Genomic DNA, 23,015 nt, shown 5'->3' with positions numbered 1-23,015 from the left:
TCAATTAAAATTTTGCTTAGTGTAATATTATATGGTTTATCATTTTTTGCGTCATATTTTCTTTTCAAAGATATTTGGAGCTTCAATGTGAGATTCATATCGATCTCTTTGACGTCATTAGTTGGTCTAATTCATTACTTAATTTCATATGGCTTGTCTCTCGTAAATTCAGCAATACGAAAAAAATTAGATGAAAACATAGGGTAAAGATAATTTAAATAGGTCTACTTTTACTTCAACAAGTTCCTCTAAGCCAGCCCAGTCCCTAGTCTAAAGTCTAGGATCAGATACCCCCTAAGACGGTTATGTCGGGCAAATAAGGCAGATATAATGGATGTATATCTGAGAGCGTGACTTATGAAGCAAGGAGTGTTTGAATATGAAGGCAATGGAAACGACCGCCAAGGCGCGGGCAGGTAAGGTGAACTGGGTGCTTTTTAATCCAAAAACCTATGCAACGATCCTCTACTTAATGCTATCCCTCCCATTAGGGATTATCTATTTTACAGTGGCCATCACGGGAATTGTACTATCCATTGGATTAACTCCAATATTTATCGGAATACCGCTGTTTTTTGGAGTAGCCAAGCTGTTGAATGGGATTGTGATTTTTGAACAGAGCTTGATTAGACAAATTTTAGGTTTACCTAATCCTCCTGTAGCGTATAGCAACCATCAACAGTCAGAAGCGGGGCAGAACTGGTTGAAACGAATGGTGAGAGGTTTTGACGGTGGATTATTTATTCGAAATCTGCTGCTCGTTTTACTAAGATTTGTAACGGGTATCGTATTCTTTGTTGTTATGGTAACGGTGATTTCACTAGCACTGGGATTGATTGCTCTGCCAGTCGTGCATATCATTTTGATGAATGAAATGCAGCTTGATATTTTAGAGAATAGCTTGTTTAGTTATTTTCATATCGATTGGACCTATAATCAGCAATATCTGCTGTACGCAGGCGTTGGACTTGTTCTTTTTTGGATCGCTCTTCGCGTCGTAAATGGGCTGATGCAAATTCAGCGCAGAATCATGTATGTGGATGAGCCATATCCGCAACCGTCAGTACCAGTGGAAGCACCTGTTCAATCGCAATATTATGAGTACGAAGAGGATCAGCCCGCTCAAGGGATGATGCAGACGGCGTATAGAGAGCTTTAGAAGCTCTCTTTTTTTAATTCCACTACTTGAAGCGTGATTTATTTGGACAACTGAAGATTATTTAGTCCATTTGGCACAAGGTACTTTACTTTTGACTGAACGATATGGGTTTGAATTCGTAATCGGCTCTGTCCTCCGACTATGGGGAAAAGGAAAATGGTCCCAAGGTCCTAACGATTTTTTACTATTCTGTTACTTGTTCCTTTTGTGAAGATGGATGACCTTTACTACAATAATTACATTAATCTGTATATTGTTGAGGTGAGTGCCATGGGTAAAATATTAGTTCCTCCGGAAAGACTTATGGAGATATCCCAACAATTTGCACAGGCCAGGGAGATCGGGGTGCAAATTTGCAGCCACCTTACCCAGCAGATTCAAATTCTTGAAAGTGGATGGGAAGGTACGACAAGGCAACAATTCTATCAAAATTTCCAGCTGGCCCGTCAGCAAATGGATAATTTCACCACAGCGGTGGGTTCAGTCAGCACGGAATTACATACGATTGTCAACCGTTTTAAAGAGGCCGATTCCACTCAAGTTTCTTTACAGGCAAGGACGGCCGCCGATCCGATTGATCAAACCCAGAACGTGTTAGACAGCTCGCTTGAAGCAAGAGATAATCTGGAAAAGTGGGGAACTCTCCTATACAGCTCTGTGGGTGCTTCCTTAGTCTTAACCAAGACGGTACAACTCAGAGTAGATCCTAGAAATCCGTCCCGAGCCAAAATTCATAATGCTCCATGGGTTAAAGGCAAAGGTAACAATACGTTCTTGAAGAACTTGGCAAGAGGCATAAATCGCCAAATTGTGAACCCAGGCTTCATGATGAACGGAATCAAAGGCTTTGATAGAGTGGCAAGCAAATTCGGTCTCAATTTTGGGTTAGGCTTTAGTCAAGCTAAGAATTTTCCTCAATGGACTAGACAGGTCATAGTCGGCGTGGAAAAAGGTAGATATGGGATCGCTACCAAGAAAATCCCAGGCATGATCGCCAAAAAGATATTCCCGATTAACGCAACCTTTAATGTGATCGGTGAGGCTTCCGGCCTTGTCAGTAAGTATCGTGAGGGCAAGCTTAACGGGGAAGAAGTAGCTGTAGCCGCATCCAACGTTGTTGTAAAAACAGCCGCCACCTATGGCGGAGCTGTAGCAGGCGGAGCCGTCGGAGCGATGATTGGCGGTCCGGTTGGTGCGGCCATCGGTTCCTATGTAGGCGGTACGGTTGGAGCCTTTGTCGGTGATGGCGCAGCTAAAGTGGTCGAAAAAGGAGTTCGCTGGATTAGCGGACTGTTCAAATAATTTCAGGAAGGCGCTAAATCATGAACGCAATATCATATCGGAAATCCGTGGCATGGGGCAAATCACTTGGCAGTTTACTGTTTGTGCTGGCCTGCCTGTTTCTGCTGTACGCAGCTTTTTTTATGGACACTTCCTTTATTCGCAAGTTTTTTTGTATCACATCAGCCATCATAGGAATTCCTTTTTTTGGAGGATATTTGGTTGTCAGCTTGCCAAAGGCGCTGAAATCAGATACGCAGCTTCTCACCTACGATCCAAATTCCATTTCAGATGGTACGCGGACCGTAGCCTGGGCGGAGATTACAAGCATCAGCTACAGCGGCCCTTCCATTCGGAAGTGGCTGCTTCCGAAATTTCCTGTGCTGATTTTTCATTTGAAAAACAGAGAGACCTGGACCGTGAACACGTATTATTTGTTGACTGATACCGAAATTCAATCTGCCATGAAGCGCCTGCGGGGGCTGATCAGCCGTAACGGAAAGGAATCGAAATAGATTTGTATTGGAGGATTTGCTTACATGAGCAAGCATACCTATATATTTTCATTAGAAGAGCTGGGTTACGCCTTGGCCGTTCATCAAGGGGAGGAAATGGCTGCAGGACTTATGAAGGCATATTATGGAGATCTGTCTGAAGACAGATGGGAGCTTTTGTTTCAGGCCGCTACACATAGCTTGATGTCCAAAGGTTTTATAGAATCGATTGATGAAGAGAACGGAGAGGTTCGTTTTCCTTCCGAAATTACGCAAATGATTCAGCATTTGCTGTACAGCAATTATATGCTGAGAGGCATTACGGATCGGAATTCTAACAAAGTACTGACGATCCACGAGCTGCAGCAGCGGTATTTGTATCACTTGTCTGACAATCATACGCTTCATTTTCTAACCTGGACAGAGCCGGCGGATTGGGAAGAGGAGCTTGTACGTTTCTATGGAGTGGAGCCTTCGATAGCCGATGGGACGACTTTATCCGAATCCAAGGTTGTGATCACTGAAGAATTGTGGAACCAGCTGACATCTGGTGAATTCCCTGCCTCCCCTCTTCATGATGAGCTTTCATCAGACCAGCAGCAGCTGATTGCAAAATGGCAGCAGGATTTTCAAACCAATGCCCGTACCATGGACAATCTAAGCACGATAAGAATTGGCAGCGGAAATCAGACGGCAATCGAGGATATTTTGTTTGTGCTTCCTGCTAATGAAGGGGTCTGGATTGTACGTAATCAGGAAGCGGACAGAAATGAGGAACCACAGATTTGCATTGAGCTGCAATCCTTCTCTGCATGCAGAAAGACGCTGGGCTCTTTTGCTGCAACTTTGGCTTAGGTAAAACGGTAAGTTTAGTACGGCTCATCTTGAGAGGTCTTCTATGTGATCTACGCTTTCTGTAATGATACCGCCTGGGGAGTGTATGAATCGATTCAAGCGGATATCTTGCTATCGTCCATCTCAAAGAAAGCCCGGAATATTCGCGAGGATATTGAGATCGGATTTGAAAAATGCAAAAACCACATCCGCATGCGAATGTGGTTTTTGCTTATCGTGCGGATTCGAAAGCGTAGGCCCACAGATATCCTTTCGATTCCAGCAGAAGGGCATCCGGCCCTTCCTTCGGTTTCACAACGATGCTGTTGTTTGTATTCATGATGTAACCTTCATTCATTCGCTCGATGACGATGGGAATATCCAGTTCCATCAACAGCTGACGCATCCGATAAATCGTATTATACAAATTGGACAGCGCTCGCTTCTCCTCTACGTTCGTCCAGAGATCATCGATGATTCTCCATTTATGGCATAACTTATTTTCATGAAGCAGCAAATAGTAAAACAGCTCCTCCGTTAAGCGGGTAGGCCATTTTACAAGCTGGTCTCCTCTCATAACGGATGCTTCTCCGTATAACTGGACATCGAGTGTATTCTTAGGGATCGGCTTTGGTCTCTGACCATAATACTTCTGAAGGCGTTCATCCAGCTGCTTCACCATATTCATGGTCATCGGTTTCAAGAGATAATCCAGGGCTTGCACGCGAAAGGCCTGCACGGCATATTGCTGGTGAGCGGTCGTGAAGATCACAGGCACGTCGATCCCGTTCTCCACCAAGTTCTGGGCCAGCTGAAGTCCCGTCATTCTCGGCATTTCAATGTCGAGCACGAGTGCGTCCAGATCCAGCTTGGGTATTTCCTGCAGCGCATCAAATGGCGATTCGAAGCAGCCTACAATTTGAAACGGGCCATACGTTTCAAGCAATCGGGCATGCAGGCCCAGAATCGGTTTCTCATCCTCCACGATGATGATCTTCCACATTACCCTTGTCCCTCCTTCACGGGAATCATGATTTGAATGGTTGTTCCATTACCCGGTGAGGAGTCAATCTCCAGGCTCCCTTGGGATAGGTCATGCACGCGCCGACGTACATTCGTAAATCCGATTCCGGCATGGGCAGCCGTTCCCCCCATTAATTGAGCGCATTGCAAGGCCGACATGCCTACCCCGTCATCGGTGACGCGGATATTCAAGCAGGAACCCTGCAAGGAAACCGTGACCTGAACATGCCCCGGACCTTCCTTGTCGAACAGGCCATGGCGAATCGCGTTCTCCACTAAAGGCTGCAGGAGCAGACTCGGAATCAGAATATGCTCCGCGGCAATGGACGGGTCGATGTCATAAGCGAAGGTTAACCGTTCGCCAAATCTGGCTTTTTCCACCTCTACATAAGCGTCGATAATCTCCAGCTCCTTCTGCAGGGTAGAGAATTGTCCGTCCCGGCTCGTCTCAAATATATAACGCAGGAAAGAGCTGAGCATCGTTAGAAGATAGGCTGCACGCTCCCCGTCCGTATAACAAAAGGCAATGATGTTGCTGAGCGCATTATAGAGAAAATGCGGTTTGATTTGGGTCTGCAGAAAGGCCATTTCATATTCAATCGCCTTCTGCATAGACTGCTTCGTTTGTTCTGCGGCATTCAAGCGGGCCATCAAGGTCTCTTTGGAAAAAGGCTTCAGTAAATAATCATTGGCGCCAGCAGCGAAAATCATTTCGATATGTCTGGGATACTCGGAAGAAATCATCATTAAGACCGGCAGGTCCATTACGGATGCCTGAGTACGGATTTGTTGAAGCAGCTCCAGACTATTCATGTCGCCAGGAATGATATCATCCATGATCATCATCGCGATTTCCGGATGATTCCTATAATAATCAAGCGCTTCTTGAGCCGTATGCGCGATTCGTACCCGGTAGGCATCCCCCAGCATGTCCCTCATGACCTCCGCATGCATCGCATCGTCATCGACAATCAGGAGCGTTCCCAGATCCCGATCTTCTGCGTGTGCCGCAGATTCCAGGTTGTATTCATATTCGGCTGTGGTAACCGGCTCTTTACATTCGCTGAAAGCCAGTGTGACCGTAAAGCGAATTCTGCCTTGCAAACGTTCATATGCGATGCTTCCATTCATCTGTTGGACAAGTTCTTCTGTCATCATGAGTCCCGAAGAATGCGGGCGATCCCGATTCACTGGCGTTGATTCGCCGGCTGACGTCACTTTAAGCAGGATATCCGTGCCCACCTGTATAGCTTCAATCGTCAGTTGATCTTCTGCGATATCGTGAGAGATCTCTGTCATGATCCGAATGAATACTTGCGTTAAGCGCTTCTCATCCGCCCATACATAAAGCTGCTTCGGAATCTGTTCATGGATTGCGATTTTTTTATTCGTGAAGGTAAACTGCATCAGCTGAATGACATGAAGCATGACCATCCGAAGATTGGTGGACTTAAGCTGGATCGCATAATCATCAAATCGAAGACGGGTAAAATCATGCAGATCCCTCAATAAATAAACCATGTTCCCCATTAGCTGCTCAGCCAAGTACAATTGCTGGCCTTGCTTCTCGCGATCGGGCTCCCGATTCATGGCTCCCACGAGATGGATGGCATCGTGCAATGGCCTCTGCAAGTCCTGGGTCGTGACTTTCAGGAAGGCATCCTTCGCATCGTTTGCCTTTTGCAGCCTCGTGCTCAGCTGTTCCGATTCCTCAGCCCGGTTCATCAGACGTATACCGAGAAAAACATTCATCGTCATGACAAACCCGACCAACCCGATACGGTTCATGTAATTTCGCCCGGTAAAGAATAAATTGTCCGATGAAGCGCTTATCGCAAATACGGCAAGAAACAGCAGCATGGACATTAGGATGATTGCTTCATTTCGGCGTATGTTGATTCGCTTTTTAAGCGTCAAATAGAAGATGCGAATAATAATGCCCAGGATTAATCCATCGTTGTAATAAAAGAGCGGGTACTGCGTAACCGACAGGGTTCTGGCCGGGAGAACCGCATTGAAGAATGCATAGGCCAAGATCGGCAGAAACAGCAGATACATCGTCTTTCGACTCATGATGGAAGGAATCATTTTGACGATAAAGACAATCAGCAGGATGGAGGCCAGGAAGGTAAAGGTATCCTGCAGCCGAAAATAGAGCTCAAAGGGAAACAACGGGAACTCCCGAATGAATAGCCGTTCCCCTCGCAGCACGATAACCAGGGCCAATAGCAGAAAGTGCAGCCCGCTGTACAAGAAGGCTTCGTCCTTTGTTCGCAGCAGGTAGATTGTCATATGGAACATGCTGAACAGCAACAAACATAAGGTAGCTGTCCACTCCAGGGACAGATCCCGCTGCACGTCTTCCTTCATCAGTTCGGCGTCGCCGAAATCAATCGGCAGGACGATGCCGCCTCTCGTATTGTAGAAGTTGGATGCGTGGATGGTGATAAGGAGCTGCCGGCTGTCCGGTTTAAAGTACGCTTCATAGGATGGATTGTCCGGTGTTGTCGCTTGTTTGGTTGCTGCCACGGCTCCTATTTTCGAGAGGGCTACGCCATCCACATAGATGGTGTGAGCGGACCAGATATTGCGAACGCGGAGACCGATCTCTCCCGACCAGTGGTCCGGCAGATATACCATTAATTGATAGGAGCCCCACTCGACCTCCGATGCCCAGGGACCGGGTACCGGCAGATGTTCGGCTTCACTGGAAAAGTCTGTCGGGGCAACAAAAGCTTTGCCGGTGAATTTCCAATCGCCTGCTAACGAGACAAACGATGTCTCCTTGAGCTCTCGCAGGTCAAGCACGCCGTTTACGGCTTTGATCTTGACGGCACCTGTATCCTGATCGCTAAAGATCATATAGAGAATGGCGATTAGGGCACATATGGCACCCAGACAACCAATCCATTTCTTCATGTATAGTCACACCCTTATGGACTCTATCATATGGCAAAGATCTCTCAAAAATCTACCTGTCGATCGAAGTCGAATTTGAGAGATTTTTGAGAGATGCTTCTGATATGTTGGAATTACATTTTTTACAATCTGATCTGCTGGAGGGTGTTATCCGCACAATTTATTCAAAAATGGGGATAAGGGGTCACATGTCGGTGTAGAATGTCAGACGGTTACTAAACTTACAGGATGGGTGAAACAGTTGAAGAAAAAAATCATATCCATGATAGTGGCAGCACTGTTAATTGTTACGAATATGCCGATGGCATATGCGCTCTCGCCGGTAGCAGAGGTCTACTATAATGCTGGGACGAGCATCTATGATTCTAGTGATTTTGAGAGCCAATTAAATGATGCGATTAAAGCCAGGCTGATAGCGGAAGGCGTAAATCCCAAATATGTGTCGATCATGGACGCGAGTGCAGACCGGGCAACGGTAACGGATACGACGTATGTCCATAACGGTTATGACAGCTGGTATATAGGCGGACCTTATGCCACTCGCCCGGCGGTTGAAACCGCCGATTACAATCATGTTCAAATTTCCAACAATGGCGGCACGTTAACCTTCTATGGTTATACCTCGCCTGCTTATAAGGATTACATGCTGACGCAGGGAAGCCCTTCGGGCAAAAAGATCATTACCTTCGACATGGACGAATCCAAAGTGGATTACCACAGCATGGAAGGCGGCGGTTTTCTATTTAATACGCAGATCGATGGCAACGGAAAGTTGAGCGGTTATTCGATTTTATATGTTCAAGGCGCCGTCAAGGTATATAAAATCAATGGTGTGGATGCATCCGCGCTGCATCATGAGACGGGAAGAGATTTGAGTTCCATGACAGGCGTTACCTCGATCGGAAGTTTTCCGAAAGGGGCATCCACTCATCACAGCATCAAAATCGTAGCAACGGACACCACGCTGAGCATGTGGGATAATGGCGACCAGATCATTCGGAATTTAACCCTTCCGGATGTTTACGGGAATGAATTTGGGCCCATTGTTAGCCATATCGGCCATGGCTGCGAGATCATCTCGATTTTTTCATTTGATAATATGAAGTTGTATTCAACGTCGAGCAAGACACTGGATGTGGCTGCGGATAATATCCTTTGGGGAACGTCGCCACTGCGCTATGTCGTGAACATTAACGATGACCCTCGCGGGGATTTGGACGGGGGCTCGAATCAATCCAATCTGACAAACTCGTTCAATAACACCGGTGCACAATATGTTGGTGTAACCAGCGCCACGTATGCGGACATCGACCAAACGTTTATCGACGGCATTACAGGCGGCGGACTACATATCCATTCCGACAAATCCAGCGCCGATATCATTCAAGAGATTGCCGATCGTATCGCAGATCAACTGATTACAGATTATAAAGCGGCTATTCTGGACATCGAAGAGGCAGAGAGCAATACCGATATCCGGTTTCAGCCCGGCGACACCAAAAACTCGGTAAAAAACAATCTTACCCTGCAGCAGGACGATGACGTAACTACCGTCTGGTCCTCTGACCAGCCGTCGATCATCGCGCCCGACGGAACCGTAACCAGACCGGTTATCACCCAGTCGGGAACTTACGTGACCTTGACGGCAACCATCACCAAGGACGGGCTTACAAGCGAGAAGACATTCACCGTGTATGTGAATGCGGCTGATCCGGCTCCTTTAGGCACGTTGACCGCCGCTTCTGGCAATGGGGAAGTGACATTGAAATTCCCTGCTCTAACGGGGGCATCGAACATCGTTGTTGAACAATCTATTGATGGAACCACCTTTACGCCGGTTAGCCCTTTGGAGACGTTGGATGCGACTTCTACAAGCGCAACAGTAACCGGGTTAACGAACGGTGAAACCTACCATTTCCGGCTAAACGTTGAATCGGGGCTATATGACGGCATATCCAATGTGGTCCAGGCTTCGCCTTCGAAATCGTTAACCACGTTGTCGGCCGTTGCAGGCAGCGGGCAGGTGACGTTGAATTTCCCTGCTCTAACAGGGGCATCAAGCATTGTTGTTGAACAATCTACCGATGGAACTACCTTTACACCGGTTAGCCCATCAGAGCCGCTGGATGCGGCTTCAACGAGTGCAACCTTGACCGGATTAACGAACGGCGAAATCTATTATTTCCGATTGAACGTCGGATCAGGTCCGTATGCAGGCGTATCCAATGTGGTCGAAGCGTTGCCTTCGGAACCGATCACCACGTTGTCGGCCGTTGCAGGCATCGGACAAGTGACATTGAATTTCCCTGCTCTAACGGGGGCATCAAGCATTGTAATTGAACGATCTACAGACGGTACTACCTTCACACCGGTTAGCCCATTAGAGACGCTGGATAGCGGCTCCACAAGTGCAACCATAGCCGGTTTATCCAGCCGTGAAACTTACTATTTCCGATTAATCGTCCAATCGGGTCCACATGCAGGCGTGTCCAATGTGGTCAGCGTCAAACCTCACGCGCCTGCGGTACTGGAAGAAACTCCACCTGCAGGGAACACGGGCGTTGTACAACAACAACCTGCATCCACAATGAAAGCGGAAGTGGTTGTTTCCGACCAAGCGAACGGGGGCAAAGTCGTTCAGGAGAAAATTACGAAGCTTGTCGGCGACAACTTAAAAGTATCCGGGAAAATAAAGTCGGCAACCGGGCAAGAGCTGAATCTGCCGAGTATCGTAATGAACCAGGACGGCAGCTTTACGCTTCCGAAAGTTGCTGCCGGCGAGTATACATTGTCGCTGAATGTAATCGCACCTAACGGAGAGAAGCTGGCGGGCCCTGCCGGCAAGTTAAGCGTTGACAGCAATGGTAATGCAAAGCTATCGGTTGATCTGGTCGATCCATATGGCACGATTCTCGATAAGGTGACAAGTCAGCCGGTTGCAGGAGTGAATATGCAGTTGTATTGGGCAGATACGGAGCTGAATCGTTCCAAAGGCAGAGTGCCGGGAACGGTTGTTCAACTGCCGGAGCTTCCGGATTTTTCGCCGAACAAAAACCACAACCCGCAGAGCAGCTCTGACAGCGGCCAATACGGCTGGATGGTTTACGCAGATGGCGATTACTATTTCCTAGGCGAGAAGAATGGTTACATCGTGTTTGACAGCCGTAATGACAAGCGTGAAGAGCGCTTCGGGAATGACAGCTACATTAAGGACGGAGTCATCCACGTCGGTGATACCATCGTGAAATTCAGTTTCTCTGCACAGCCGAAAGTGAAGGCTTCAGGCGATCATCGTGCTTACATGGTCGGATATCCAGACGGCACGTTCCAAGCGGACCGCGGAATTATCCGTTCGGAGATGGCTGCGATCCTGTCCCGTTTGTATACAGCTGAAGCGGGAGCTAACAAAGTATCCTATTCGGATGTAACTGCAAAACATTGGGCAATGAACGCCATCACGACGGCAACTCATAATAAATGGATGGTCGGTTTTAGCGACAACACGTTCAAACCGAAGAAACAGATCACGCGGGCGGAATTTGCGCAGATCCTTATGAATGTGTACCAATGGGATGCCGTACAGGAAAGCACATATACGGACGTAACGGGACACTGGGCTGAAAAAGCCATCGCAACGGCCCAGGAACAGGGACTGCTGTTCGATTTCACGGAGAAGTCCTTCAATCCGAACCAATCCATCACAAGGGTAGAGGTCATTCGGATCCTTAACCAGCTGCTGGATCGTAAGCCTTGGGATATCAAGGTTGAACCGAAATGGACCGATGTTCCGGAAGGACATGACTACTATTCCGACATCATGGAAGCTTCGATTCCGCATTCGTTCGAGCAGCTCGAAACCGGAATTGAAAATTGGAAGGAATAGAAAGCAGTGGCGGCGATTTGTATGAGCATGTAACTACAAAAGAATAAGCGTTTAAGCCAAATAAAAAAGCGACCCTAACGGGTCGCTTTTTTGACGTGTAATATGAGGGGGGGATTGGCATGTATAGAAGCCCATATGGTCACAACGCGGTTAATGATAGTTCTTGGATTCATTCTCCTTGTATTTGCCGTTGCTGTCATGCTGGGCTTGCTTCCGGCGATCATTGCGGGCCTGCTGCTGCTGCTGGGCCTCCAGGCTGTTCACGGGTGTCGCTTCGAGGTCTTTCACCGTGTTGATCAGGTTCTTGTCCGGTTGATGGTCGCTCAATGGAAAGGTCCTCCTTGTACTGGAATCGATTGTGATGTTTAGTATGTGCTGGCTGGTATTCGGTTATTCGTGGTTACCGCATTGACCTGAATTGAGGGCAAGCCGCAGATACCGTTATTGTGTGCAGCAAAAAAAGACCCGGCCTCTGCCGGGTCTTCCACATGTGACATCTTCAAATCGTCACTCGACTAAATCCAATCCTTCGGAGCCAGCTCAATGGCCGAGCGAATCGCGGCGAGCATGCTCTTGTCGTCGGCGATGTTCTTCCCGGCAATATCGAAGGCGGTGCCATGGTCGACCGAGGTGCGGATGATGCCGCCCTTCAGTCCGACCGTGATGTTCACGCCTTCTTCGATGCCCATGACCTTGATGGGGGCATGTCCCTGGTCATGGTAGCAAGCAACCACGATATCGAAATCGCCTCTGCCTGCTCTGAAGAATAAGGTGTCCGCAGGCAGGGGGCCCACAACGTTAATGCCTTCCTGCTGGGCGCGCTCGATGCCCGGCTGCAGTTGTTTCTCTTCTTCTCCGTTGCCGAAGAGTCCGTTCTCGCCCGCATGCGGGTTGATTCCGCAGACGGCCACTCTTGGATTGTCGAAACCGGCTTTTTTCAGAGTATCGTGAGCCAGCTTGACGACGGTATACGTTCTTTCCGGGGTGATGCTCTGAATGGCTTCGATCAACCCCATATGTGTAGTCAGGTGAATCACCCGCAAGTTCGGCGTTGTCAGCATCATCGAGAAATCTGTTGTATCGGTGAGGTCCGCCAGGATCTCGGTGTGACCGGGATACAGATGCCCGCCTTGATGTAAAGCTTCCTTGTTTAGTGGAGCTGTGCAGATGGAGTGGATCTTGTGCTGTTTCGCCAGCTCGATCGCTCTGGCCAGGAATTGAAAGGCTGCATCTCCCGCAATAGCGGATACTTCGCCGAATTTAAGGTCGGCCGGAACGAGATCCAGATCGATAACATCCACGGTGCCAAATTCATATTTGGCCTCGGATGGATCCTGAATGGCGCGTACCTGTAAGTCTGAACCGATAATGGGCAGTACCCGCTCTAAAATTTTTGCATCTCCAATAACAAGTGGATTGCAGTTATCGTACATCTCCTGATGGGAGAGTGCCTTCATAATAATCTCGGGTCCGATGCCTGCGGCATCGCCCATCGTAATTCCAACGGTCGGTTTCATGCGGTATGACCTCCTTTTAACTTATGAATCGCGTGGATAAATACGTCCGGTTTGCCGAATCCGCCTGCCTTGGTGATGACATACAGGTCGTCAACGCTTAAAAATTTCGAGATCGGCACGCCAATCTCAAGCTCGTCCAACAATTCAAAGCCGCTAATCTTCCATTTCATGCAGATCTGCTTGGCGGTATCTCCGCCAGTCATGGATACACCATGGAAATACCCGTTCTCCAGCAGCTTGGCGCAGATTTCACCAATGGCGCGCACAATCTCATTGCTGACCTCGGTGTGATTAAGTCCTCTAGTCTCACCAACTGCTCGTGCTTGGTCAACATCAGACTGCTCTGCGGTTGAGTAGATGACGATGTCCTTGCCTTGCAGTGCCTGGGTCTTCACTTCTTCATACACGCGCTGGATTTCCTCATCGCGCTCTGCTTGCGCGGATACAGCCTTGTAGGAGCTGAATGGTACCGGATAAACATCGGTTTGTTCAAGCAGCAGTTTAAGCTGTGCGCGGGAATTCTTGTTCACGCTGCCCACGACGGTAAGGATTGGCCCCTGATTTTGCTTGATGGTGAGCTCGACAGGACGGCTCGAAATATCGTAATGAGAAGGAAGATAGTTGGCAATGCCTGCAGATCCAGCCCATGCGAAGTCATAGTCTAGTTGTTTGGTTATTCGCAGGATCTGCTCTAAATGCGCTTCTTCCGTGGAGTCCACCAGCACATACGGGATATCCTGTTCTATCCATTCCTTTAACTTATTCTTAATATGGTCCCTGCCAGCGTTCAGATCGCGGACTGAAATCACGCCGACGGCATGTTTGGTCTGCAATTGAAGCAGGTCCGGCAGATAGGAATGGGTGACCGGTGTCTTGGGATCGTTGGCAATCTCCGTCTCTGCCAGCGGCACGCCATTCAGATAATGAGTGCCGTCTAGAATGGTGCGATTGTTTTTGGGATAACCCGGGACGATCATCATGAAGTCAGGCTTCACTATGTCGTACAGGGCATCGATCTCGATCCCGATATTGCCGCGCATGGTGGAGTCCATTTTTTTGAAAATCGTGTCAAACCCGGCATCTGTTAAAAATTGGGCGGCTCGGCTTACTCGCCGATATGCCTCCTCTGATGTAATGGAACGACTGTCCGTATCGAAGACAACAGCATCATAGTGATGAATATTATCTTCGTCCATATCGAATAACACACTTGTTTTCAAGCCATGACGGGCGAGTTGGACCCCGCTGTCATTGGCACCTGTCAAATCATCTGCGATAATAGCTAATTTCATGCTGCTACCTCCTCTTAAAAAGCTGATGGATAGAGGGGTTCTTAAAAAAACCTCTATGATGTTGGATTATTGTATTTGGCTACACCGCCTGATTTCTCCAATCTCTTGGACAGGAAGCCGATAAAGATCGGCAGCAGGATGGCCGTGGTCACGACACTCGCGGCGATTTGTACAGTTGCAAGTTCAGCGATGGGAGCGAATGAGGCGTTGGCAGCCAAAATTGCAGCCGGCGTTCCAACTGCGTTACCGGCTGTGGAGCCTTCCGAAGCACCGACAATCGGGTTCCAGCCGATGGCTCTGAAGAGAAGGAATCCAATGCCGCCCGTGATCAATACGGTCATCACCCCAAGCAGGATGCCGCTCAGTCCACCCTGAATGATGGACGAGAAATTGATGCCCATACCCAGCGAGAAAGCGAAGAAAGGAACCAGCTTGTCACTGCCTTTATGCAGCCAATCGGCCATATCGCGGTCCAGGTTCCCGATCACGACACCGACGAGCAGGGGAAGCAGTACCGCAACAAAAGACATCGGCGAGAACATGCCGTTGGCAAAACCCATAGCGCCGAAGATCGAGAGGGCCACCATCGTCAAGAACGGTCCGTCGCTTAAAGCAAGGAAAGGATAAGCAGCCTTGTCATCCTCTTTTCCATATTGTCCGGCTAGCGCTATATACAGTCCGCCGTTGGAATTTGTCATCGCGGCGATAATGGCAAGAGGGGCAAGACCCAGGAATAATCCATTGGAATCGGCAAACATAATGGCGATCAATCCTAATAGTGCACCGATAGCCCATTTAAACACCAGCAGTGTGACACCCTTACCAACAGAGGACCCTGCCGTTTTAAACGTGATTTGCGTTCCGGCAATCAGCAGGAACAGGGCAATGAGTGTACTCGAGCTGTTCACGAACAAAGCCTCCGTGAAACCGCCGATGCGCAAAGCATTAGGTGCGAATGTATTGATGCACGCTCCGACGAGGAGGGGAACAACCATCATACCGCCAGGGATACGATCTAATGTCGCTTTGATTTTCATAGTATTAGCTCCTTAATGTAATCGTTTTATTGAAGCGCTTGCAGTCATTATACTAGTCTATATTGCTTATTTTAGCAACATATAATTTATGTAAATAATAAAATTTTATTTAACTGTTTAAAATTGCAACATATATAACGAAAAAAAGACGCGAACTTAAATTCATTCTTTAAGTTTGCGCCAAAGCGTGGCCCGATTAATCCCTAATCGTTCTGCCGCCCTTGATTGATTATTATTTTCCTCACGGAGTACATGTTGAATGATTTCTTTCTCGATCTCTTTTAGGGTTCCTTCGAGCTGGATAGGGTTTGAGGCAGAATGCCCATCCAGCAAGCGAGATAAGGTTTCGGCTGAAATCACGTAATCCGTCTCGTTCAGGGCCGCTTGCTTGATGAGCTGTTTTAATTGGCCGATTGTCATAAACGAAGCGGACTGCCGTATCAGCTGCAATGCGTCATCCTTTATTTTTACTGCATTGGTTCCGTATTTTTGATGGTATCTGCTTAGAAAATGCTGAATGAGCGAAGGGAGGTCATCCAATCGGTCAGACAGGGACGGCATGATGACTGTATTGAGCTGTATATGTCCGGTTCCGACTTGGTCAAGCTGCTGTTCACTGAGCATGAATACGCCGATCTGCCTAGGAAGGCAGGACTGAACGAATGCAGCAAAACGAGGATCAGGTACGCTTTGTTCGATATGGATGAATTCCACATTGCGAACGTTGGACAACGGAATTTTCTCTAACTGATCCGGGGAGATTTGGGCCATATCGATCTGAAGCAGCAAGCCGCCGTCCGAGTACAACTGATGAAAATATTGAACAAGGAAGGACTTCCCCGTATCCTTCTCCCCAAGCAGATGAATGGGCTCATGGTGCTGATAGAGCGCTTGGATATGGTCCAATGCCCTGCGCATAGCGGGGGATTCCGCGACAACAGGTTCGGCTAGTGCTTCTTGATATGCCTTTACGCCTGTCTGCGCAAACGCATAAGGCTGTTCTTTTTCCAGCGTGTATACTTTATAACTTATATGATTCAAGGTTGTTTCATAAGCTGTGACCGCCAACTGGAAATCATCGACCATGAACATATTCTGAATTTTGGATTTGTGGAATTCCAGGCTGGTATTAGTCAGAAAAATATGATGGTCCGTCAAAGGGCTGTGGTCAAAATCCGTCAATCGCTCAAATATGACCTCATTCCGATCGTTCAGAATAACGAGATTGGGATGCTCCAGTGTAACGAGATCGTTCAGTATCATGGAAACGACGTTGCTTTTGCTGAGATAGCGATAGATAAGCTGGGCATCCTCCAGAGCTCTTATGATCGATTCTTTGCCTGAATGGATTAACAAGCCCTTTAAGCCGTATGCCTGGGCTGTATTCACGGTGATGACATCGCCGACAATCTGGCGGTAGCCGTCAGACTTCAGCTCCAGCAGTAATCTGGCAACGTCTTCGGAGCTATGGATGGTGTATACCTTTAATGGCAAATCCATCAGCTCAATAATCGATTGTGCGCCGGAAGTAATATTGGAAAAGCCCACGATGGCTGTTTTTCCGTTAAACTGACTCGCCAGCGTGAGAGAACGGATCATGTCGTATCCCGACAGGTGGATGTCAATGACGGGAATCGTGACGGCGTCCTTGATGCGCTGCGCCGTTCCGCCGCGGCTGATAATGACTTCGGCTCCGTTTTTCTCAGCATGGGCTGCCAGCTCAGCCCCTTTCATCAAATCGCCGACCGCATACTGAATGTCTAGTTCGGGAAAATGGGGAATACACTCTTGTATTACGGGAATCATCGCTTCATATGGAGCAATCATATGGACATGTATACTCATATTTATCCTGCCTTTTTGTATAAATCAATTGGCCGTGTACCTCGTTCTTGCGAGATGCAGGCGCGTACCTCCATTATAGCCAACTTATATCGGAATCGCACCCTGCAAGCATGGCGAATCTCCGCTGCTGGATATTGAACCTGTATGTTCATTACCCACATGAGGTCGCGGATGGGAATTTTTGTTCTTTTGCTTCGTGCTGGAATCTATTCTATAATAATAGGCTAATATAAACAGCGGTAGGAGGAACCAATGGATTTTATCAAAAATCAACTAGACGGATATGGCATGAGTGAACAGACCATTGTGTATCTTTCGAGTATGATCATGGTCTTATTTATCGCATTGATCTCAATTCTGGCAAATATCATAACTAAAAAAATCGTACTGAAGACGATTATACATATCGTCAACAGCAATCGCTACACATGGGACAACATCATTGTGGAGAAAAAGGTGTTCCACAAGCTGTCGCATCTGGTGCCGGCCATCATCATCTATTTCTCGGCATCCATCTTTCCCTCGTACCAGGTTCTGATTGAAAAAGCGGCCATGACGTATATGATTATCGTAACCATCATGGTATTTAATGCGCTGCTCAACGCCTTTGACGCGATTTATCGTTCGTTTGAAATCTCCAAGATCAGACCGATCAAGGGATACATTCAGGTGGCGAACATCATTCTGTTCATCATCGGCGGCATTGTGGTGATCTCGAACCTGATCGGTCAGAATCCGTTGATCATTCTCAGTGGGCTGGGTGCCTTATCGGCTGTTCTGATGCTGGTCTTCAAGGATTCCATACTAGGTCTGGTAGCAGGCATTCAGCTATCATCGAATGATATGGTACGCGTAGGCGACTGGATTGAAATGCCCAAATATAATGCGGACGGTGACGTCATCGACATTACCTTGAACACCGTAAAGGTGATGAATTTCGATAAAACGATCACGATGATTCCGAGCTATGCCCTCATCTCGGACTCGTTCAAGAATTGGAGAGGCATGCAGGTATCCGGCGGCAGAAGGATTAAGCGCAGCTTCTACATTGATACGAGCAGCATATGCTTCTGTACTCAGGACATGATTGAGGAATTTCAGAAGATTCACTACCTTAGCGATTATGTCACGACCAGATTAAATGAAATTAACGCTTATAACATGGAGCATCAGATTAATACGGATAGCAAAGTGAACGGCAGACAGCTTACGAATGTAGGTGTGTTCAGAGAATATATCCATCAATATCTAAGAAATCATCCGAAAATTCATAAGGATATGACGCTGATTGTCAGACAGCTGGCGCCGGGAGATAATGGACTGCCACTGGAAATCTACACTTTCACCAATGATATCAACTGGGCAGTGTATGAATCGATTCAGGCCGATATATTTGATCATATTTTTGCCGTCGCCCCGACATTCGGGCTTCGTGCCTTCCAGAATCCGACGGGCCATGATATAGTCCAACTGAAAGAAAGTCCAGAGTATTCGCGAGGATATTGAGATACCAAAACCAAGATCGCAGATCGTCAAAGAGACATGTAAGCTTTAGGATAACGGTTTGCATTGTGTGCTGAAAACACAGCAGACGCCAGTCATGGACTGGCGTCTGCTTCTGTTTATGAAGGCTCTATCGCTGCACTACAGGTTCCAAATTCGGTGCAAAATCACCGCCGCTTCCGCGCGGGTGAGCGAGTCATGCGGAGCGATCTTGCCGTTCTTGCCGTTTACGATTCCGGACTTCACTAAGGCCGCAACGCTGTCCATGGCATAGCCGGAGATGCTTGCTGCATCCAGATACCCGTCCAAGCTTCCGCTGCCCTCGGCTTTCTTGCCGGCTGCAGACAATGCCCGTGCTGCCATCGACATCATATCCTGCCGGGAAATGGGGCTGTTTGGTCTGAAGGTCTGGTCCTTGAATCCATTCACGAGGCCAAGGGAAAGCGCAGTGTCTATGGCGTCTCTGTAATAAGCGCTTGGCTCGATATCGTTAAAGGCAGCCGCAGGGTTTCCGCTGCTCTGCAATTCCAGAGCCCGAACCAACAGCGCTGCAAAGTCAGCTCTCGTGATAAAGGTCTCCGGTGAGAAGCTGCTCGCAGTTGTACCCTTGATGACATCGCGTGCCGCCATGTGCATAATGGCATCCTTCGCCCAAGGGACGCTTGCCAGATCTCCGAACGCGTGGGACACATAGGCTACCGCGAAGGTGCTAAAATGGGTTGTATGGAAAATAGCCCTGCCAGATCCCGCATCATATCGGCTATTTGGAATAGGATGAACCTTGCCATTGCCATCGATATACCACACCACGATGTGATCGGAATGAATCCGTTCCGTCACAGCCGGCGCGTAAGGAATTTCTACTGTTACGGGTGCCTTGGGATTGTTCCAGTCGATGACATGGCCGCCTGCCAGCAGTTCCAGCTGGATCACCGGACGGGTGCCAACCCGTTCTATGTCCGCTGCGCTCATTGGGGCTGTAGAGGCTGTGCCGATGCGAACGGACACGGGCTCAGCGAGATCCGCTGTACTCGAAAGCATGTTGCTTGGAATATGAAGGACCGCGTGTTCGGTCTTCAGCAATAGCTCAAAGGCTTCCTGACCCTTCAAGCTTTGGCTAGGCAGCTGTATGTCGTATGAATCGACATCGTTCTGTTGGGTCACCTCAACAATAATCTGTTTCTTGCCGTTGACCATTTGAGCAGCTTGCTCAAGTGCTTTCTTCAGGAGGTCACTGGAAATGACAGCCACTGCGCGTCCGTCTATGACCTTCACTTCCGCCTTGATGGTTACTACGCCATTTTCGCTCACAGAGATGCCGGATGGGCTGCCGGCACCATTGCTGCTATGACTGCTGCTGCCGCTACTGTTATTCTGACCACCGCTGCCGCCGTCCCCGCTGCCGGGGCCATTCCCGCCTGGACTTCCGGGTTTGCCGGTAAGGGTCAGCACGCCGAATATGGATGGATCCTGATAACCGTTGCCGGTTGTATCATTCCAGGCAGCTACACTTTGGCGAGCGCCGCTCTTGGCGTCGTTGATTTGCGAGTCGAAGCCGATGTTGACTCCGTTTGCCGGAGTGATCGCTTTGAGCGGAATCTTCGCTTCCACGGTATAGTTGGTGCCTGATACCTGCGTTGCCGATACGAAGCCTTCGGCGATTTTCAGCGGGCTGAACGAAGTTTCGTTGTCGAAGTTGATTCGGTACTGCCCGTCGTCATCTTGGTAAAATGTCGTTTTTGCATTGTTTTGGTCCACGAAGATTTCGACGGAGTCCTGCTCCCAGACGTTGGTGCTGGATTTATCCAGCTGCGCGTCACTAACCTGAATCAGTACGTACAGATTGTGTTCATCCCAGAGCGCTTTTGCCACGCCGGTCGCACCTTGCCAAGCCATCTGATACCGATTGATCGGCATGGCGGGAGCCTGATTCCACAGGGCATCGATGGTCCCGTCGATGGTAGGTGTACCATACGCCGCACTGGATTGGTTGACATTCTCCGAGCCGGGCTGATGCTCTTCGATAAAGGTGTCAGGATCAATGACGCCGTAGTAGGCAGGCTTGGCCTTAAGGTTCTTATCAAATAACAATGGATTGGATGAAGCCCGCCAGCTTGTGCTGTCGTCCATCCCCCAGAAGGTCACGCGGCTGATGCTGTCCGCATGGTCCCGGAAGATTTTCATCAATTGGGCGTATAAATAGCCCTGTTTATTCGCAAGCGGCTCGGGAAGCTGGTAGTCGCTTCCTGCGGTGATGTCCAGCTCGCTGATGGTAACCTCTACACCCAGGGAGATAAACTTCTCCAGGGACCGCTTTACATTTTCCGGTTTTGTGTTGATGTTGTAGTGCCCTTGCATGCCGACACCGTCCACCAGCAATTTGCCTGGGTGAGTTTCTGTATATTTGTCGTTCATGGATTTTACCATGTTGTAAATGGCAGTAGCTTTGTTCTGGTTATCTTCGTTGTAATCGTTGTAATGAAGCTTGATATCCCACTCGGGATGATCATCCAGCACTTCCCTTGCCGCAAGGAAGGCCTGCTCGACATAGTCCGGTCCAATGGCTTGATACCACGGGGATTGGCGGAGCGAAGCTTCCCAATCGGCCGGATTTGGCGGATTGTCGTTCATTGCTTCATTGACGACATCCCAGGAGATGACCTTGTCGCCAAAATGCTCCATGACGGTGCGGATATGCGTCCGCAAATTCTCAAGTGCTTCATCGCGGCTTAACGGCACAGAGTTTCCTTGTCCGTCCTGCGCCGTATTCATCCACGCCGGTGATTGCTGGTGCCAGACAAGCACGTGTCCGTGCATCTGCATATTTTCTGCCAGGACTTTATCGACCATGGCGTCCGCTGAGCTAAACGTAAAATTGCCTTTTGTCGGCTGCATCGCATCCGGCTTCATCGCGTTGCCTGCCGTGGCGACATTGTGGTGCATGGATAACAGCTCAAGTCGCACACCTTCCAGATCCTCCGCCGTGATGGCATTGCCGATCAGGAATTCGTTCTGATACGCCTGCTTGATGGGAATCAAGTCCTTCTCGATTTCGACTGGGCCCGCGCTTGTTGCTGTAAAGCTGATGTCGTCGATATAAAAGGATGCAGACCCGTTATTCGAGCTTTCTACATAGATGGTTAAGTATTCGTCCCCCACACTGTTATAACGGTAAGTTCCTTCAAATTGAACCCATCCGTCGCTGGTACTGATCGTCTTGGGTGCCAGAGTTACATAATTCGCACTGCTTCCAGAGCCAACCTGGGTGGACAGCTGAAGCTGTGAGCTGGCGGGCTCGATCAATTTGACCCATGCTGATATTTTATATTCGCTGCCCTTATTTACGTATTTCTCCACTCGCAATGAAGGGCCATGCCATGAGGTTGTCCGGCCTTCGACTTTCAAAGCGTACGAGCCGCCCTCCGTATGGTTGGCTTCCTCTGTTACGGTCAACGTTTCGGTGCCTGCCCTGCCTTCAAAGCCGCCTGTCGTTTGGTTTTCAAAGTCGATGGTGGTGAAAGGCAGCGCGGGGTCTCTCGGTAATTCCTCCTCACCGCCGCCGGGAGTCACTTTCTTGGTAATGCGTACATCTCCGAGGTAAAACGGAACGGCCTTCCCTTCATCGTTGGATTGAATCCGCAGGGCTGAATCCGTCCCGGTATTCACCGTAAATTCCTTGCTAAGCACGGCAGCGCTTCCGGCTGTAAAATCCTTGCCGTCCAGCCAGCCGTAGCTGTTTACCGTTTGCAAAAACGCTTGTGCGCCGCTTGGCACGATCACGTCTGCGTCCACGTAGACGGATGCGGTTACCGTATACGTCTCGCCATTCTTCAAGCCGATGTCGGCATATTTGAAGTCAACGGCATCCCAGTTGTTTGCTCTATTGCTCACATACAGAGCCCCGCCGTCATCATTCCCTTCAAACGCTTTGTCGGCAACGTACGTTAAGCTGGCACTGCCAGATTGCACGGCTTTTCCAACTCCGGTCTCAAAGCTTTCATGATATACGGTCTCGATATTTGGTGATGCCTGTGCATCCGCGTTTACGTCCGAAGCATACCAGCCTGAAGGTATGAGCAAAGCTGCCGCGGTCATCATCGAGATGACTTGTTGGGTCCATTTATTCATGTACTGTCCTCCCTTTATCGTGATGGTTGAATTATTTAAGCGCTTACATAATGTGGTGAGAGACCTCCTTTCCTTTTCCTGATTTTATCATCCGGCAGGA

15 protein-coding genes are annotated in these 23,015 nt (G+C 48.7%); 6 read left to right on the top strand and 9 right to left on the bottom strand.

Translation table 11 applies throughout. From position 1 onward, the window contains the following. Positions 1-379: 379 nt before the first annotated feature. From PGL02S_RS24265 to PGL02S_RS24250, 4 genes are all read left to right on the top strand, one after another. The gene (locus tag PGL02S_RS24265; RefSeq protein ID WP_036636377.1) at positions 380-1,159 is read left to right on the top strand and encodes a sensor domain-containing protein; all 780 of its coding nucleotides are present in this window, start codon (positions 380-382) and stop codon (positions 1,157-1,159) included. Positions 1,160-1,372: 213 nt separating this feature from the next. Then, on the top strand, positions 1,373-2,461 hold the full coding sequence (locus tag PGL02S_RS24260) for a WXG100 family type VII secretion target (RefSeq protein ID WP_307719601.1): 1,089 nt from the start codon (positions 1,373-1,375) through the stop codon (positions 2,459-2,461). A 20-nt stretch (positions 2,462-2,481) separates the two neighbouring features. After that, positions 2,482-2,955: a DUF5381 family protein gene (locus PGL02S_RS24255; RefSeq protein WP_036636381.1), complete on the top strand. Its 474-nt coding sequence runs from the start codon at positions 2,482-2,484 to the stop codon at positions 2,953-2,955. Positions 2,956-2,979: 24 nt separating this feature from the next. Next, a complete protein-coding gene (locus tag PGL02S_RS24250) occupies positions 2,980-3,789 on the top strand; it encodes a hypothetical protein (protein WP_036636386.1) in 810 nt (269 codons plus the stop codon). A gap of 211 nt (positions 3,790-4,000) precedes the next feature. Here PGL02S_RS24250 and PGL02S_RS24245 read toward each other — a convergent pair whose 3' ends face one another. Beyond that, a complete protein-coding gene (locus tag PGL02S_RS24245) occupies positions 4,001-4,771 on the bottom strand; it encodes a response regulator (protein WP_006207678.1) in 771 nt (256 codons plus the stop codon). Continuing rightward, positions 4,771-7,710 (bottom strand): histidine kinase, encoded by a 2,940-nt coding sequence (locus PGL02S_RS24240; RefSeq protein ID WP_036636387.1) that lies wholly within the window; start codon positions 7,708-7,710, stop codon positions 4,771-4,773. Before PGL02S_RS24240 ends, PGL02S_RS24245 begins: the two co-directional genes overlap by 1 nt. 241 nt (positions 7,711-7,951) lie before the next feature. Between PGL02S_RS24240 and PGL02S_RS24235 the strand changes: the two genes are divergently transcribed. After that, positions 7,952-11,593: an S-layer homology domain-containing protein gene (locus PGL02S_RS24235; protein WP_228029899.1), complete on the top strand. Its 3,642-nt coding sequence runs from the start codon at positions 7,952-7,954 to the stop codon at positions 11,591-11,593. A gap of 150 nt (positions 11,594-11,743) precedes the next feature. Here PGL02S_RS24235 and PGL02S_RS28390 read toward each other — a convergent pair whose 3' ends face one another. The 6 genes from PGL02S_RS28390 to PGL02S_RS24215 form a co-directional block, all read right to left on the bottom strand. Further along, positions 11,744-11,920, bottom strand: coding sequence for a hypothetical protein (locus PGL02S_RS28390; RefSeq protein ID WP_006207681.1), 177 nt, complete (start codon positions 11,918-11,920; stop codon positions 11,744-11,746). Positions 11,921-11,958: 38 nt separating this feature from the next. Further along, positions 11,959-12,096, bottom strand: a complete 138-nt coding sequence (locus tag PGL02S_RS28565) for a hypothetical protein (RefSeq protein ID WP_155984575.1) — start codon at positions 12,094-12,096, stop codon at positions 11,959-11,961. A 12-nt stretch (positions 12,097-12,108) separates the two neighbouring features. Beyond that, positions 12,109-13,110: a 4-hydroxythreonine-4-phosphate dehydrogenase PdxA gene (pdxA, locus tag PGL02S_RS24230; RefSeq protein WP_006207682.1), complete on the bottom strand. Its 1,002-nt coding sequence runs from the start codon at positions 13,108-13,110 to the stop codon at positions 12,109-12,111. Then, entirely contained in the window at positions 13,107-14,402 is a 1,296-nt protein-coding gene (locus tag PGL02S_RS24225) for a four-carbon acid sugar kinase family protein (RefSeq protein WP_036636389.1), read from the bottom strand. Before PGL02S_RS24225 ends, pdxA begins: the two co-directional genes overlap by 4 nt. Positions 14,403-14,455: 53 nt before the next feature. Further along, entirely contained in the window at positions 14,456-15,439 is a 984-nt protein-coding gene (locus tag PGL02S_RS24220) for a 2-keto-3-deoxygluconate permease (protein ID WP_036636391.1), read from the bottom strand. A 162-nt stretch (positions 15,440-15,601) separates the two neighbouring features. Continuing rightward, entirely contained in the window at positions 15,602-17,284 is a 1,683-nt protein-coding gene (locus PGL02S_RS24215) for a sigma-54-dependent transcriptional regulator (protein ID WP_036636392.1), read from the bottom strand. A 252-nt stretch (positions 17,285-17,536) separates the two neighbouring features. On the opposite strand from PGL02S_RS24215, the gene PGL02S_RS24210 reads away from it, so the two are divergent. After that, the gene (locus tag PGL02S_RS24210; protein WP_036636393.1) at positions 17,537-18,790 is read left to right on the top strand and encodes a mechanosensitive ion channel family protein; all 1,254 of its coding nucleotides are present in this window, start codon (positions 17,537-17,539) and stop codon (positions 18,788-18,790) included. Between the two features lie 138 nt (positions 18,791-18,928). On the opposite strand, the gene PGL02S_RS24205 is transcribed toward PGL02S_RS24210, so the two are convergent. Continuing rightward, complete coding sequence (locus PGL02S_RS24205) at positions 18,929-22,915, bottom strand: endo-1,4-beta-xylanase (protein ID WP_036636398.1); 3,987 nt, start codon at positions 22,913-22,915, stop codon at positions 18,929-18,931. Between the last annotated feature and the right edge of the window lie 100 nt (positions 22,916-23,015).

The organism is Paenibacillus glucanolyticus NBRC 15330, assembly GCF_004000885.1.
Classification (GTDB): domain Bacteria; phylum Bacillota; class Bacilli; order Paenibacillales; family Paenibacillaceae; genus Paenibacillus_AQ; species Paenibacillus_AQ glucanolyticus.
The sequence above is the reverse complement of the archived record's forward strand: the minus strand, read 5'-3'. Positions and strand labels throughout refer to the sequence as shown.